General features: G+C 41.1%; 13 protein-coding genes. 6 read left to right on the forward strand and 7 right to left on the reverse strand.

What is annotated here, in order from left to right; all coding sequences use genetic code 11:
• Positions 1–229: 229 nt before the first annotated feature.
• Complete coding sequence (locus ABJV04_RS10730) at positions 230–1918, forward strand: NAD-dependent malic enzyme (RefSeq protein ID WP_348491511.1); 1689 nt, start codon at positions 230–232, stop codon at positions 1916–1918.
• Between the two features lie 157 nt (positions 1919–2075).
• Here ABJV04_RS10730 and argA read toward each other — a convergent pair whose 3' ends face one another.
• The 6 genes from argA to argC form a co-directional block, all read right to left on the reverse strand.
• The gene (argA, locus tag ABJV04_RS10735; RefSeq protein WP_348491512.1) at positions 2076–3392 is read right to left on the reverse strand and encodes an amino-acid N-acetyltransferase; all 1317 of its coding nucleotides are present in this window, start codon (positions 3390–3392) and stop codon (positions 2076–2078) included.
• Between the two features lie 10 nt (positions 3393–3402).
• On the reverse strand, positions 3403–4779 hold the full coding sequence (argH, locus tag ABJV04_RS10740; RefSeq protein ID WP_348491513.1) for an argininosuccinate lyase: 1377 nt from the start codon (positions 4777–4779) through the stop codon (positions 3403–3405).
• 2 nt (positions 4780–4781) lie between these two features.
• Positions 4782–6014: an argininosuccinate synthase gene (locus ABJV04_RS10745; RefSeq protein ID WP_348491514.1), complete on the reverse strand. Its 1233-nt coding sequence runs from the start codon at positions 6012–6014 to the stop codon at positions 4782–4784.
• 122 nt (positions 6015–6136) lie between these two features.
• Complete coding sequence (locus tag ABJV04_RS10750) at positions 6137–7045, reverse strand: ornithine carbamoyltransferase (protein ID WP_348491515.1); 909 nt, start codon at positions 7043–7045, stop codon at positions 6137–6139.
• Positions 7042–7836 (reverse strand): acetylglutamate kinase, encoded by a 795-nt coding sequence (argB, locus tag ABJV04_RS10755; RefSeq protein ID WP_348491516.1) that lies wholly within the window; start codon positions 7834–7836, stop codon positions 7042–7044. Before argB ends, ABJV04_RS10750 begins: the two co-directional genes overlap by 4 nt.
• Positions 7833–8861 carry an N-acetyl-gamma-glutamyl-phosphate reductase gene (argC, locus tag ABJV04_RS10760; protein WP_348491517.1) on the reverse strand — a complete coding sequence of 343 codons (1029 nt, stop codon included), beginning with the start codon at positions 8859–8861 and terminating at the stop codon, positions 7833–7835. The genes argB and argC overlap by 4 nt, the downstream gene beginning before the upstream one ends.
• Positions 8862–9198: 337 nt before the next feature.
• Here argC and argE point away from each other — a divergent pair, with 337 nt between their 5' ends.
• Complete coding sequence (gene argE, locus ABJV04_RS10765) at positions 9199–10359, forward strand: acetylornithine deacetylase (protein WP_348491518.1); 1161 nt, start codon at positions 9199–9201, stop codon at positions 10357–10359.
• An 18-nt stretch (positions 10360–10377) separates the two neighbouring features.
• Positions 10378–10797 (forward strand): methylglyoxal synthase, encoded by a 420-nt coding sequence (locus tag ABJV04_RS10770; RefSeq protein ID WP_348491519.1) that lies wholly within the window; start codon positions 10378–10380, stop codon positions 10795–10797.
• Between the two features lie 47 nt (positions 10798–10844).
• On the opposite strand, the gene ABJV04_RS10775 is transcribed toward ABJV04_RS10770, so the two are convergent.
• A complete protein-coding gene (locus ABJV04_RS10775) occupies positions 10845–11675 on the reverse strand; it encodes a Spy/CpxP family protein refolding chaperone (RefSeq protein WP_348491520.1) in 831 nt (276 codons plus the stop codon).
• A 211-nt stretch (positions 11676–11886) separates the two neighbouring features.
• On the opposite strand from ABJV04_RS10775, the gene ABJV04_RS10780 reads away from it, so the two are divergent.
• The 3 genes from ABJV04_RS10780 (at position 11887) to ABJV04_RS10790 (ending at position 15057) form a co-directional block, all read left to right on the forward strand.
• Positions 11887–12582, forward strand: a complete 696-nt coding sequence (locus tag ABJV04_RS10780; RefSeq protein WP_348491521.1) for a response regulator transcription factor — start codon at positions 11887–11889, stop codon at positions 12580–12582.
• Positions 12579–13979 (forward strand): ATP-binding protein, encoded by a 1401-nt coding sequence (locus tag ABJV04_RS10785; RefSeq protein ID WP_348491522.1) that lies wholly within the window; start codon positions 12579–12581, stop codon positions 13977–13979. The genes ABJV04_RS10780 and ABJV04_RS10785 overlap by 4 nt, the downstream gene beginning before the upstream one ends.
• Before the next feature lie 91 nt (positions 13980–14070).
• A complete protein-coding gene (locus ABJV04_RS10790) occupies positions 14071–15057 on the forward strand; it encodes an alpha/beta fold hydrolase (RefSeq protein ID WP_348491523.1) in 987 nt (328 codons plus the stop codon).
• The last annotated feature ends 66 nt before the right edge of the window (positions 15058–15123 follow it).

The following is a 15123-nucleotide window of genomic DNA, read 5'->3' on the forward strand; positions in this document are numbered from 1 at the left end:
GGTCGTCATTCAAATTTAGCCTGTTTATAACTGTGCTAAATTTGGATGTAAATGCCAACTTTTGAACAAAGCACAACGTTTAACAACAGATAAAATGTTCTTTGCTCATCTGACCAGCAAAATTGATACTGTGTTTATGTCATTATTGGTTAGACTTGCGGGCATAGAAACCTTACGCATTAAAATCCCTCTTAAAAACTAAGAGAAAATTGGAATAAGATTACCTCTAATGAGCAATACATCTAAATATTTGTACATTCCCCATTCCGGTCCTTCACTATTAGAAACTCCATTGTTAAATAAGGGGAGTGCGTTTACTGCCAAGGAACGTGAAAACTTTAATTTGACCGGTTTGTTACCGCCTCGCTATGAGAGTATTGAAGAGCAAGTTGAACGGGCTTACATGCAGTACTCAAGTTTTTCTTCGCCGATTAACAAACATATCTATTTGCGTGCGATACAAGATAATAATGAAACCTTGTTTTATCGTTTAGTGCAGTCTCATATTGATGAAATGATGCCAATTATCTATACACCTACAGTGGGTGATGCGTGTGAGCAATTTTCTGATATTTATCGTAGCTCGCGGGGGTTATTCATATCCTATTCCGAACGAACCCAAATTGACGATATTCTGCGTAATGCCACCAAGCGTAAGGTAAAGGTTATAGTGGTTACCGACGGTGAACGTATTTTGGGTCTTGGTGACCAAGGTATTGGTGGTATGGGGATCCCCATTGGTAAGCTTTCCTTGTATACCGCATGTGGTGGAATTAGCCCTGCTTATACCTTACCTGTGATGTTAGATGTGGGTACTAATAATGAAAAACTACTTGATGATCCTATGTATATGGGAGCGCGCCATAAGCGTATAACCGGTGATGAATATAATGATTTTGTAGATATGTTTATTCAAGCAGCCCATAAACGTTGGCCGGATGTGTTAATTCAGTTTGAAGATTTTGCACAACCTAATGCTATGCCATTGCTAGAGCGATATCGTGAACAGGTTTGCTGCTTTAACGATGACATTCAAGGTACAGCCGCTGTAACCCTCGGTTCTATTTTGGCTGCGTGCTTAAGCAAAGGGGTGAAATTAAAGGACCAAAAAGTAGTTTTTGTTGGCTCAGGTTCAGCCGGATGTGGTATTGCCGAGATGATTATCAGCCGTATGTGTCATGAAGGTATCAGTGATGCTCAGGCTAGAAAGCAAGTGTTCATGATTGATCGTTTTGGTTTATTAACGGATGGCATGCAAGGTCTGCGTGATTTCCAGCAAAAGCTAGTACAAAATCCTGATGTGATTAAAGACTGGAATACTGAAAATGAATGGGCCAGCTTATTGGATGTAGTAACACATGCCAAACCAGATATCCTGATTGGAGTTTCCGGGCAAGCCGGTTTATTTACTGAAGACGTCATTCGTGGCATGAAAGCCAATTGTGATTTACCCATTATTTTCCCTTTGAGTAATCCATCCCGTCAGGTTGAAGCAAGGCCAGAACAAGTGATTGAGTGGACTAATGGTCAAGTGATTATTGCAACGGGAAGTCCTTTTGACCCGGTTGAATATAACGGCAGTACTTTCCCTATTGCCCAATGTAATAACAGTTATATTTTCCCTGGCATTGGTTTAGGTGTACTGGCTACTAAAGCGCGTTTGGTTAGCGAAGAAATGCTAATGGCAACCAGTGAAGCCTTGGCGTTGGCTTCACCTTTAGCAAGTGAAGGCGAGGGTTCTTTACTGCCGCCTCTGACTGATATTGCTAGCTTGAGTAAAAAGATTGCTTTTGCCGTGGGTAAAGTGGCTCAACAGCAAGGTTTAGCATTGGAAACCAGTGATGAAGTACTGCGGGCTAACATTGAAGCTAATTTCTGGAAACCTAAATATCGTCAATACAAACGTACTAGTATTTAAGCGAGCTAGCATCAAAGGTCGTTTAAAATAACTATTGGCGATTGCAGAACCTGATGCCCCATAATGAAAAACGGCCAGCTAGAGGTAAACTAGCTGGCCGTTTTTTTATTCTATAATAATCTTAATCGCTGGCTTGATAGCCTATGGAATATCAAGACTACTGGTCAATCGCCATGACAAAGACTTTCGAGTTTCGTTGAAAGTTATATAACAACTTTTTCGATTCGGGTAGGGCATCAATGTTTGCCATCACAAAGCCTTGCTCTTGGAACCAATGGGCAGTGACTGTCGTTAACACAAAAATGCTCTCTAAACCTTGCTCTCTAGCATCTTGCCTTATTGCCTCTAGTAACCGCTCGGCTCGGCTTTTTCCACGATAGTCACCGTGGGTTGCCACACAAGCCAGCTCTCCAGTACCATCTTGAGGGTAAGGGTAAAAAGCCGCACAGGCGATAACCATACCGTCACGTTCGATGACGGTAAACTGTTCAATTTCTGCTTCAAGCAACTCGCGAGAACGTTTAACTAAGATACCTTTTTCTTCAAGCGGGTTGATCAACTGAAGGATCCCACCCACATCTTCAATTTTTGCTTGTCTTAGTTGTTCGTAATGACGTTTTGAAACAAGGGAGCCAGAACCGTCACGGGTGAATAACTCCTGTAACAACGCCCCATCTTTTTTATAACTCACGCAGTGGCAACGGGGAATATCAGCGGCAATGGTTTGGTTTATTGCATCCAAAATACCGCGCTGATCTTCTCTAGCGCCTTCTTCAAGTAAATCAGCTAGTTTTGATGAGTCGATGTTACGTCGCAGCTTTCCAGTCTCATCTAAAATACCCTGGTGTTCGGAAAACACGATGAGTTTGTCAGCGTTTAAACTAATAGCTGCTTGGGTGGCAACATCTTCATGAGATAAATTGAATACCTCACCAGTAGATGAATATCCCATTGGCGAGAGCAATACGATTGAGCCATCTTGTAGATGATCGTTAATCCCCACCACATCAATGCGTCTCACCACTCCGGTATGCTCGAAATCAACGCCATCTCTGACGCCCATGGGCATAGCCACTACCAAATTACCAGAACACACACGAATATGCGCTCCGTGCATTGGCGAGTTAGCAAGCCCCATGGTTAACAACGCTTCAATTTGTGAACGTACTGAACCTGCAGCATCTTTAACTGATTCCAAGGTATCTTTATCAGTAAGACGAATATTATTATTGAAGCGTTTCTCAACGCCCCGCAGAGCAATACGTTGATCAATTTGAGGTCGCGCACCGTGCACTAAAACAAGTTTCACGCCCAAACTGTTAAGCAAGGCTATGTCATTGATAATATTAGGGAAGTTAATATCTTCAACAGCCTCGCCACCAAACATTAAAACAAACGTTTTGCCCCTATGAGAATTAATATAGGGTGCAGAGTTGCGAAACAACCTAACGCTATCAATGTCTGACATCACCATGTTTTGTTCCTCAGCTCTTTACACTTTTTAATTCAGCATCAAGGGCTGCAAATACTGGATGGGCACCTGTTCCACCCAAAATATTGCGTTTGTCCACCAAATACTCAAGCTCTAACACGGCATATACATCATCTTCAATTTCAGAACTGAAGGCTTGTAATTCCGCCAAGGTTAAACTTTCAATGGCTTTGTTTTGCTCGATAGCGGCAAGTACAATTTGGCCTGAAATATCGTGTGCTGTTCTAAATGGAATACCTTTAGCAACAAGGTAATCAGCCATTTCCGTAGCATTAGCATAACCTTGTTTAGCTGCTTCGGCTGTGCGCTGGGCATCTAATTCAATGGTGTCTACTACTTCTGCGGCAATGCACAAACAAATATGCCACTGATTAACTGCATCAAAGGCACCTTCTTTGTCCTCTTGCATATCTTTGTTATAAGCAAGTGGAAGACCTTTCATCGTAACCAGTAACGCCTGCAAACTACCAAAGACTCTGCCGCATTTTCCGCGCATTAATTCTAATGCATCAGGGTTTTTCTTTTGCGGCATCAATGACGAGCCTGAAGTGACAGCATCACCAAGGGTGATAAACCCAGCTTCACCTGAATTAAAGAAGATAAGATCTTCTGCCATGCGTGATAAATGCATCATCGAAGTACTGGCACAGAACAATAGTTCTAGCACGTAGTCTCGGTCAGAAACGGCATCTAAACTATTCACACAAGGAGAAGCAAAGCTAAGTTGCTCTGCAATTTCCTGACGATCAATGGCATAAACTGTTCCTGCCAGTGCGCCACTGCCCAGTGGGCATTGGTTCATTCGTACTAGCAAATCTTCTAAACGGCTAATATCACGTTTGATCATCTCTACATAAGCTAAACACCAATGTGGATAACGCACAGGTTGTGCTCGTTGCAAGTGTGTATAGCCTGGCAAAATGACACTTCTATTGCGATCAGCAGATAGTACAAGGGCATTTTTAATTGCCACTAAATCATCCTTCAGACTTTCTAAGTGCTCTTTACACCAAAGTCTAAAATCCGTTGCCACTTGGTCATTACGGCTGCGTCCTGTATGCAGCTTTCTACCTAAATCACCTAGCTTTTCAATTAACGCAGACTCGATGAAGCTATGAATATCTTCTTCACCGCTAGCATCAAAATCTAATTCATCGGCATCAGCTTGCTTAAGCAATTCATTTAATGCGCCTTCAAGTTGTTGCTGTTCTTCGGTAGTCAACACGCCAGCTTTGGCAATGGCGCGAGACCAAACAATAGAACCACGAATATCTTGGCTAGCTAAAATGCGGTCAAAGGGCAACGAATCGTTGACCTGTTTGAACATATTACTGCTGCCCTCTTGAAAGCGGCCTCCCCATAAACCCATGACTAGTTTCCTTTATTAGCGTCTTGCGCTTTTTTATTTAACGTAGCAATGCGGCTAGATAAGCTGAACAAACGAATGAATCCTTCAGCATGTTTTTGGTCATAAACATCATCTTCACCGAAAGTCGCAAAATCTTCAGAGTACAAGCTATTTGGCGAACGACGTTGAGTCACTGTTGCACGACCTTTATATAACTTAATTACGATGTCGCCAGTAACTTGTTGGGCAAATACCTCAGCACCAGCTAACAATGAGTCGGATAGCGCGGTAAACCAACGACCGTCATACATCACATGGGAAAATTCTAGGCCTAGGTATTCACGGTGTTTTAACGCCGCTTTATCTAATACCATGCACTCTAGTGCTTTGTATGCAGCCATCATTACTGTGCCCCCAGGCGTTTCGTAACAACCACGAGACTTCATACCAACTAAGCGGTTTTCAACAATATCAATACGGCCAACACCATGTTTAGCAGCGATATTATTCAATTCAACTAGTGCTTGGTAAGGAGAAAGGGCCACACCGTTTACTGTAGTTAGTTGTCCTTTATCAAAACTTAAAGAAACACTTTCAGGTTTGTCTGGCGCATCTTCTGGATCCACTGTCATGGTCCAAATGCCTTTAGTTGGTTCACACCAAGGATCTTCTAATTCGCCACCTTCGTGGGAAATGTGCCATGCGTTCGCATCACGGCTGTAAATTTTAGTGGCTGATGCACTAGTTTTGATATCACGTTTGGCTAAATAATCTAGCAAGTCTTCACGTGAAACCATATCCCACTCACGCCATGGAGCAATAACTTGTAGATCAGGTGCTAGGGCAGAAAAGGTACTTTCGAAACGCACTTGGTCGTTTCCTTTACCAGTACAACCGTGACATAAGGCATCTGCACCTACTTTACGGGCAATCTCAACCTGAGCTTTTGCAATAACCGGACGGGCCATCGACGTACCCAATAAGTATTCACCTTCGTAAACCGCACCGGTTTTAATCGTAGGGTAAATATAATCAGATACAAACTCTTCTTTTAAGTCAACGATATAACATTCGCTGGCACCGGTTTTAATGGCTTTTTCGTGAAGGCCTTCTAACTCTTCATCACCTTGTCCGACATCTGCAGCAAACGCCACTACTTCGCAATCATAGTTTTCTTTCAACCATGGAATAATCGCTGAGGTATCTAAGCCACCTGAATAGGCAAGTACAACTTTTTTAACGTCGGGTTTTGACATAACTGTTTCCTAAATAAACTTGAGCTGATTGCTAGTTTTAGCAAGGCAGCTTAACTGGGTTAATTTCTTAAATAAATTTCTAACTATTCTTTCTAAGCACTGGGACTTGAGCTTTATCTCGTTTAGGTCAGCAAGGTAACCAGAATAGCATTTTGTCCATGCATTCTATTTTCAGCTTGCTGCATTAATAATGATTTATCGCTATCAATCAAGTCGCCGCTAATTTCCAAATCACGATGAGCCGGTTGGCAATGCATAACATACTCTGCACCGGTCAAGGCCATCATGGCTTCGTCTACTTTGTATGGGTCAAAAATACGTTTGATATCTTCTAGTGGCGTTTCGTCACCCATTGATAACCATGTATCAGCATAAAGCACATTTGCACCTTTTGCGGCATTAACATCACTACTTTGGGTGATTTTTGCCCCGGTTTTTTGTGCAATTTTTTGACTTAATTCAAATATGCTTTGATCAACTTCGTAACCTTCAGGGGTTACACTAACCACATTCACACCGAGGATTGCGCCAACAATCAATAACGAGTGAGTGACATTATTGCCATCGCCCACATAGGCTAGGGTTAATTTATCTAAAGAGCCATAAGTTTCTTGTAAGGTTAGGTAGTCAGCAACTGCTTGGCAAGGGTGATACAAATCACATAAAGCGTTGATCACCGGCACCTTGGCTGCTTGGCTAAACTGCACTAAAGTGTCGTGACTATATACTCTAGCTACAATGGCATCTGCCCAACATGCTAGGTTGGCTGCGGTGTCTTTTGCATCTTCTCGTCCAGCTAATTTGCCCGCCTGAGAGTCAAGATACACCATGTGACCACCAAGTTTATTGATACCAATATCAAAACTCACACGGGTCCTTAGGGATGGTTTCTCGAATAAAGCAGCAATGGATTTTCCAGCCAATACTTGATTATGTTGCTCAGGGGCTGCTTTGATTTTAGCTGCAAGGGCTAACAAATCAGTTAATGCCTCAGAGCTCCAATCTTTAAACGTTAGTAGATCCTGTTTCATTTGTTTTCCTTAGACGATGGGAAAATGGTTGTTCCTGCAGAAGCATTATCTTCATTTGGCGTATCTTGGGTTAAAACCTCAAGGTTTTTCCAACTTGCTATTGTTACAGACTGACCTATTTGGTTCGCTGCATCTAAAGCCGCTTCTACTTTTACTGTCATACCATCGCGAATAACACCATCTGATATTAAAGTTTCAATATCGTTAGACGTGAGTTTATTAATAAGTGACTTATTCTGATCCAGCACACCAGCTACATCTGATAATAAAACCAGTTGTGCGTTAAGCAGTTTAGCAATGGCTGTCGCTGCTTGATCGGCGTTGATATTTAGCAATTCACCCTGGTCATTTGCTCCAATAGAACTCACGATAGGTAAAAAGCCAGCTGCCAGCAGGGTCGTCAATAATGTTTGGTCAACGGGCTCGGCTGAACCAACATTGCCTAATTCTTCGCTAATCTGGTGGCAATTAGTAATGTTACCATCCAATAAACTTAATCCTACAGGGTTAAGTCCACTTTTTTTCGCTAAAGCGCATAAGTTTTTATTTGCAGTACCTGCTAACGCACCTACTACATAATCAATTTGTGATTTAGGTGTGACTCTGAGGCCATTAACTTTATGGCTAGTAAGGGACAAACCTTTAAGCAACTTTTCAACACTACTGCCTCCACCATGAACCAATACAACGGGTTGTTGTTCTTGGGCGGCAAAAAGTGCGCTAAAAAAGTCTTTGGAGATACTTGGGTCATCTAAAAATGCCCCGCCAACTTTGACAACTTTTACTTTCATTGACTTACCTCTGCAATTAAGCCTGTTGAAGATGCAAAACCAAAGCTTAAATTAGCACATTGAATTGCTTGGGAGGCGGCTCCTTTCAACAAGTTGTCGATGGCACTACCAATTACTAAATAGCCTGACTTTTCATCCAGTTTCCAATGTAAATCACAATGTGCAGTGTTTACCACATCATCTAATTTGGGAAAATGATCTAACAATCGAATGATAGGTTTATCTTTGTAGGCTTGATGGAATGCTGCAGAAACCTGCTCTGCACTAGTACCCGCAACGGTTTTTACCGTAATGGTCGCTAAAATGCCTCGTTTAAAGTTACCCAAATGCGGAGTGAAAATCACTTCGGTACCTAAGGATTGGCTAATTTCAGGCTGGTGACGATGCCCAAGCACGCCATATGCCTGCAAGCTCACTTCGCAGAAGCTATTGCCTAGTGCCGCTTTTCTGCCTGCACCACTAACACCAGATACCGCATTTATGATAGGGCGGTGATCCTTATCTAATAGGTTCTGATTGAACAAGGGTTTTAGTGCTGATAATGATGCCGTAGGATAACAACCAGGTACAGCAACTAAAGATGCCTCAGCAATCGCGTCCGCATTCCATTCTGCCAACCCATAAACCGCTTTTTCAAGTAGCGGACTATGTTGATGTGCAAACCCATAATAGTCGGCAAATACGTCAACGTCTTTGATTCGAAAGGCCCCAGATAAATCAAATATCTTCGCTTTTCCTGCTACTAGGGTAGGCATCCAGTCATGACTGGCTTCGTGAGGAGTTGCTAAGAATATTGCATCCAAGGTTTCGGCTAATTCAACTAATAGCTCATCACTGATAGGTACTACCTTTTGATCGACCAGTCCTGTTAGTGTGGGATGTAGCTGACTTAAGGGTTTATTTGCATCTTGACTGTTCTGGGAAACAAACAATCCAGCTAATTCAAATTTGGGGTGCAAGGTTAATATTCTAGCTACTTCTGCGCCAGTATATCCACTTGCTCCGATTACACATGCTTTCAACATAATGATGTTTACCGATAATTTTTAAAAATGTTAACTTAGAATAATAAAAAAAGCGCCCCAATCCTTCAAAAACAACATTAATATCAAAGGAGAGGAGCGTGCTACGCAACCAAAATTAGATTCGTCGAATAGACGTATAAGCGCAGCCAGGCAGGGAGTTATTTGTTGTCATGTTGCTCATTTATTCTCTATTTATCAATTTTCAGGCACTATGCACTGAAATTGATCGTTAAGGTTTAATAATCAGTTTAAAACTGGTTCTTCATTGCATAGACGTAGCATGCCATCAATGTTATAAATATGCAATAAAAGTGAATAATTATATTTTAAGGTTCTTATGCCAAATTTAACTTTCTTAGAAGTTTATGAAAAAATCATTTCCATACCTACTATCAGTGCGATAGACGAAAATCTAGATATGAGCAATCGTCAGTTAATTGATTACTTAGGGAATCTTTTTTCTGGTTTAGGCTTCAGCATTTCTATTCAGAAAGTGCCAGAAGCGCGCAATAAATTTAATTTACTGGCTAAATTAGGGACAGGAGAGGGCGGTTTACTGTTGGCCGGCCATTCAGATACGGTGCCATTTGATGAAGGAAAATGGAATAGTGACCCCTTCACGTTAAAACAAAAAGACAATGTTTTGTATGGTCTAGGGACTTGCGATATGAAAGGCTTTTTTGCATTTATTTTAGAAGCGCTTAAAGATATCCCCCTGAATAAACTGCAAAAACCATTGTATATTTTGGCTACCGCTGATGAGGAAACCTCTATGGCGGGTGCTAGATTTTTTGCCCAGCAACAGTTAATTAAACCTGATATGGCTATTATCGGTGAACCTACGGAACTGAAACCCATAGGTAAACATAAGGGGCATATGGCGCAAAGTCTTAATATTACCGGTAAAGCCGGCCACTCAAGTGACCCTGACAAGGGGGTTAATGCCATCGAAATAATGCAAATGGCCATTCAACAACTACTGACGTTACGTGATCAACTTGCCAAAAACTATCGGGATGAAAGTTTTACGGTGCCTCAGGCAACGATGAACCTAGGACACATTCATGGCGGAGATGGTGAAAATAGAATTTGTGGCCATTGCAAACTGAATTTTGATGTTCGTTGCGTACCAGGCTTAAGTGATGAAGAGGCTATTGCCCTAATCGATGAGGCATTACTACCTGTTAAGCAAGCTTATCCTGACCGGGTAGACATGCAGTTGATGTATCCAACGGCGCCAGCGTTTTCCTGCAAAAATGAACACGATATTATCGCCTTGGCAGAAAAGTTAACGGACTTTAAGGTGACCAATGCAAATTATGCAACCGAAGCGCCATTTATAAACCAATTAGGTTGCGATACCTTAGTATTAGGCCCTGGAAGTATCAATCAAGCCCATCAGCCCGATGAATTTATTTCCTTAGAATATGTAAATCCCACAGTAACCTTGTTAAAAAATATGATAAAACATGTGTGCTTTAACGCTCAGGCGAAATAAAACTAGGAAATAAATACTATGACTAAGCTAGATAAAAAGACCATTGCTTTAGTTGCACATGATCATATGAAAGCTGAATTGGTAGATTGGAGCCGCGCCCATATTGAGCAACTAAAAAAGTTCAATTTAGTAGCAACTGGCACAACAGGTGGCTTGATATCGGAGAGTTTAAATTTAACGGTTCATCGGTTTAAAAGCGGCCCACTAGGCGGTGATCAACAAATTGGAGCGTTAATCGCTGAGCGCAAACTAGACTGTTTGATATTTTTCTGGGATCCATTGAACCCAGCCCCTCATGATCCAGATGTGAAAGCCTTACTAAGATTATGTTCGGTTTGGAATTTACCAGTAGCTTGTAATCGATGTACTGCGGATTTAATTATTACTTCGCCGCTGTTTGACAGCGACGAATATTTGCGAAATGTACCTGATTATTGAGCGGGGTTTAATCCACTCAATAATCCAGTTTTAGGTAAACTTGATAATTAGAGTTCGTCGTCTTGGTGACGTCTCTTCTTATCATGTTTGTCACCACCTTTTCGGTGTCCTCTTCTGTCATCCATTTTTGCCATTTTAGCCTGTTGCTCCTCATCCAGAATGTTCCAGATTTGATGGCGTACATTGGATATATCAGTCGACATTTGCAATTGTGAAGCTTGTAGCTTTTGACTAACAGCCGACCATGCAGCTTGATCAAATGACTCGCTTCTCACAATTTGCTGTGCCTGATCACGGTAACCTTTAACGGTTTCACGCTGAGACTCCATGCTTGCTTTTTGAGTTTCAAACAAGGCTTTAATCTTGGCACTTTGTTCTTCCGTTAAATCCAGTCTCTTGAACATTTTCATTGGAGAATGGCGCTTGTCTCTTTTTCCTTCCTTGCCCTTCTTACCTTTGCCTTTGCGATCTTTGCCCTTTTCACTCATAGCACTCAACTTTTGTTGTTGCTCAGAGGTAAGCGTATTCCAGATAGCATTGCGTTTAGTGGCTGAACCTAGTGCAAGTTGTGCTTTAATTTCTTGCTCTCTTTCTAATAAACTGACTACAGACTCCTGATCCCAATCAGTTGATCTAATTAAGCTTTTTAGCTGATCTTTGATATCTTTCAGATCTTGATGATAGATTTTTCCATCTTCTCTGGTTTGCTTCATGATGGTACGAACATCAACTTTCTGTTGGTCAGTTAAATCTAACTTTTTAAGTACTGCACGCATGGGAGGCTCTTGACGCTCATGTGCTTGAGTCGCAAATGCAGTGATAGCTGTGGTAGCTGCTATGGTAATGAGCGCTTGAGTTAAAAATAATTTCCTTTTCATGTGTATCACCTTTTGGTTATTAGTTTAACAAAATAACGACTTAGACCTTGTCGTTAACTTGATAAACATTATAGTAGCGTCAATGCAAAGATGTGTCTGGCCATTGTAAAGCTTGTGTAAATAGTGTTCTATTCGGCTGTCACTTGAATAGCCGGAGGCTTACAATCCTTATCATTATGTACCAATGGCTTAAAAGAATAAATGAGGTTACATGCAAACTAAATCGCTACTTGTTATTGATGATGACAAAGAACTATGCAACTTGTTGATAGAGTATTTGTCACCCCAAGGATATGAAATAGATCAAGCCAATGACGGAGAGTCTGGATTACAGAAAGCAATTAGTGCTAAGCATTACGATTTGATTTTGCTCGACGTTATGTTGCCTAAAATGGACGGTTTTGAAGTACTAAAGCGGTTAAGAACAAGTCATTTAACCCCTGTGCTCATGTTGACAGCTAAGGGTGATGACTTTGATAAAATTTTTGGTTTAGAGCTAGGTGCAGATGATTACCTGCCAAAACCCTTTAATCACCGAGAACTCTCTGCTCGGATCAAAGCAATTGTTAGACGCATGGACTATTTACCCGCTTCGAGTTCTCAACAGCGACTACAAATAGATAATGTGGCCCTCAACCCAAACACACAGAGTGTTGAGTGTGCCGGTAATGTATTAGAGTTTACCGCCACTGAGTTTTTAATTTTGCATTTATTAATGATCAACGCCGGGCAAATTGTAAGTAAAAATGATATCAGTGAAAAAGTCTTAGGGAGAAAACTAATGGCTTTTGATCGCAGTATAGATATGCATGTGAGTAATATCAGACGTAAATTGATGCAACACAGTGACGCAGAAAAAATTAAAACGGTACGAGGAACGGGCTACTTGTACGTGGTTGAACAATGAGAATGTTAAGAAAACTAAATCCGGTAAACAGCTTATTTGGTAAGACTTTCTTATGGTTTTGGTTAGCAGCTATTTTGTTAGGGGTTGTTGGCGCATGGTTAGCTAATCAAACTCATTCTGATTATTCAATTAAGCCGCTAAATGATAATAATATAAACCGTCTAGAGCAATTAGCCAGCCGCATTGAGCTAAGTGCTGAGCGATTCCCCAATGCAGAATTAAATCGTTTATTAGGCCGAACAGGTCAAAGAAACAAAGATGCTTTATTATTGGTTGAACAACAAAGCAAACGTTTCATTTATGGCTTTCCCAGAGAGGTGATGCCTTTAGAAGAGCCCTTCTTGGAGCTGATGAATGAGTCGCAGCCATTTATGATCCGAACCACTTCTGGAATCTTTTTTGGTCCTTTTAAAGTGACTCTAAATGAGCAAAATTATTTCTTGTTTGCAGGTAAACCCCGTCCTCCTAATCTCGTTAGGCAATTGGTTAATACTAATCCTGTGGCACTGGCGGTTAGTGTACTGTTAGTCAGCGGTAGCCTCTGTGCTTTATTTGTCTGGTCGTTACTGAGTCCCATCCGTCAATTGCAAAAAAGTGCGAGAAAAGTAGCAAGTGGAGACTTAACTCAGCATCTGGAATTTGCATCGAAAAGAGGTGACGAAATCGGTGAGTTGGGAAGAGACTTTAACTCCATGACCCAACGACTTTCTGATTTAATCGGGGGGCAAAAAAGGTTAGTCGCAGATATTTCCCATGAACTGCGCTCACCATTAGCAAGATTACAACTTGCTATTGGTATTGCACAAAACCAAAAAGAGCAGCTTCCTGACTCCATTGAAAAACAGCTGTTGAGAATTGAAAAAGAAGCACATCAAATTGATTCAATGATTGGCCAAGTGCTGCGCCTCTCCAGACTAGAAGCAGATGTTGCCGTGGAAGATAGACAGTTAGTTAGTTTGAAAAACTGTTTTACTGAACTGTTTAATGATGCCGCTTTTGAAGCTCAAAATAGTGGAAAAGAACTCATTTTAGGCGACATTCCTGAGCTTACGCTAAATTGCTATCCAAACCTTTTGAAGAGTGCAGTAGGTAACGTAATTAGCAATGGCATAAAATATTGTTCTACTAAAGTTGAAGTGTCTGTTTCTAATCTCACTACTACACTCCAAGTGACAGTGAAAGATGATGGGCAGGGAGTACCAAATTCAGATTTGGAAGATATGTTTAAACCCTTTTACCGACTGTCTGCTTCTCGAAATCGAGATACAGGTGGAATAGGGTTAGGTTTAGCCATCGTCAAACAGGCTGTAAAAGTACACGGTGGCGAAGTGACGGCTGTTAATTCTGAAGATGGAGGGTTAACGGTTAATATCACGATACCTATTAACCAACAATAAAAAACATTTAAGGCAAGATTAATAATTAATTATATTCTTAGGCCGATACCAAAGGATATTGCAGTATAAATCATCTTGGTGAGTGAGTGAATTGTTAGCACAAAACATAAGAGAAGATGTTCAAGTCTTCGAATCTGAAAATTTGATCGAAAAGCGAAATCAACAATATATTGAACCGTTTTGGCAGAACCAAGTTACCAGCGGTTATTTTATGGGTAAAGATAAGGTGCGAATTGCCTACGCTTATGTGATTAACCCTGAACCGCTAGGCAGCATAGCCATTTCATCGGGACGAATCGAAACCTTATTAAAATATAAAGAACTGGTCTTCAACTTATACCATGCGGGCTTTAGCGTCTTTATTCACGACCATCGTGGGCAAGGGTTATCCGGTAGAATGTTAGATGATCCGGAAAAAGGTTACGTGGATGACTTTGCTGATTATGTGTCCGACTTTAAGCTTTTTTATGATCAAGTTATTCGTCCTAAAAGTGTACAAAAACCAATTTTACTCAGCCACTCAATGGGCGCTGCCATTTCCAGTTTGTACCTATTAGCTCATCCTGGAGACTTTGCAAAATGCATTATGTCGGCTCCGATGTTTGGTATTCGTCCTGCTCTACCTAAATGGTTGAGTTGCTTGTTAATTGAGAGCTACTTAGCCATTAATGCCGTTTTTGGAAAATCCCCTTGGTATTTTATAGGGCAATCTAAATATAACCCCAAGGCGTTTGAATTGAATGAATTAACCCATTGCCGACAAAGATATAAAATTTTTCGCGATATCTACCAAGCAACGCCTCAGGTTAAGCTTGGCGGGGTAACAACTAATTGGCTTAAACAAGCTGACAAAGCAATGAGCTATATCCACAAACACGCGGCAGCAATTACTATTCCTGTATTATTGATTCAGGCTGGGCATGATCGTGTGGTTAATAATGCTAAACAGACCCAAGTGGCATTAAAAATGTTGAACTGCAAAATTGTGCAAATTGAAAATGCCAAACATGAGATCTTTTTGGAAAGCGAAGATATTCGCGACCAGTCTCTTCGGGCAATATTGAGATTTGTTGGCTAGGTTAGTGTGCAGGTCTATCTTCTAAAATAATTAAGTTGCTGGTTCTTGAGCACGTATTATTTGATA

Source organism: Aliiglaciecola sp., assembly GCF_039982535.1.
Taxonomy (GTDB): domain Bacteria; phylum Pseudomonadota; class Gammaproteobacteria; order Enterobacterales; family Alteromonadaceae; genus Aliiglaciecola.

Excerpts from the sequence above, each read along its gene's own strand:
- ABJV04_RS10730 (WP_348491511.1), top strand. The coding sequence starts at position 230 with ATGAGCAATACATCTAAATATTTGTACATTCCCCATTCCGGTCCTTCA.
- argA (WP_348491512.1), bottom strand. The coding sequence starts at position 3,392 with ATGGTGATGTCAGACATTGATAGCGTTAGGTTGTTTCGCAACTCTGCA.
- argH (WP_348491513.1), bottom strand. The coding sequence starts at position 4,779 with ATGGGTTTATGGGGAGGCCGCTTTCAAGAGGGCAGCAGTAATATGTTC.
- ABJV04_RS10745 (WP_348491514.1), bottom strand. The coding sequence starts at position 6,014 with ATGTCAAAACCCGACGTTAAAAAAGTTGTACTTGCCTATTCAGGTGGC.
- ABJV04_RS10750 (WP_348491515.1), bottom strand. The coding sequence starts at position 7,045 with ATGAAACAGGATCTACTAACGTTTAAAGATTGGAGCTCTGAGGCATTA.
- argB (WP_348491516.1), bottom strand. The coding sequence starts at position 7,836 with ATGAAAGTAAAAGTTGTCAAAGTTGGCGGGGCATTTTTAGATGACCCA.
- argC (WP_348491517.1), bottom strand. The coding sequence starts at position 8,861 with ATGTTGAAAGCATGTGTAATCGGAGCAAGTGGATATACTGGCGCAGAA.
- argE (WP_348491518.1), top strand. The coding sequence starts at position 9,199 with ATGCCAAATTTAACTTTCTTAGAAGTTTATGAAAAAATCATTTCCATA.
- ABJV04_RS10770 (WP_348491519.1), top strand. The coding sequence starts at position 10,378 with ATGACTAAGCTAGATAAAAAGACCATTGCTTTAGTTGCACATGATCAT.
- ABJV04_RS10775 (WP_348491520.1), bottom strand. The coding sequence starts at position 11,675 with ATGAAAAGGAAATTATTTTTAACTCAAGCGCTCATTACCATAGCAGCT.
- ABJV04_RS10780 (WP_348491521.1), top strand. The coding sequence starts at position 11,887 with ATGCAAACTAAATCGCTACTTGTTATTGATGATGACAAAGAACTATGC.
- ABJV04_RS10785 (WP_348491522.1), top strand. The coding sequence starts at position 12,579 with ATGAGAATGTTAAGAAAACTAAATCCGGTAAACAGCTTATTTGGTAAG.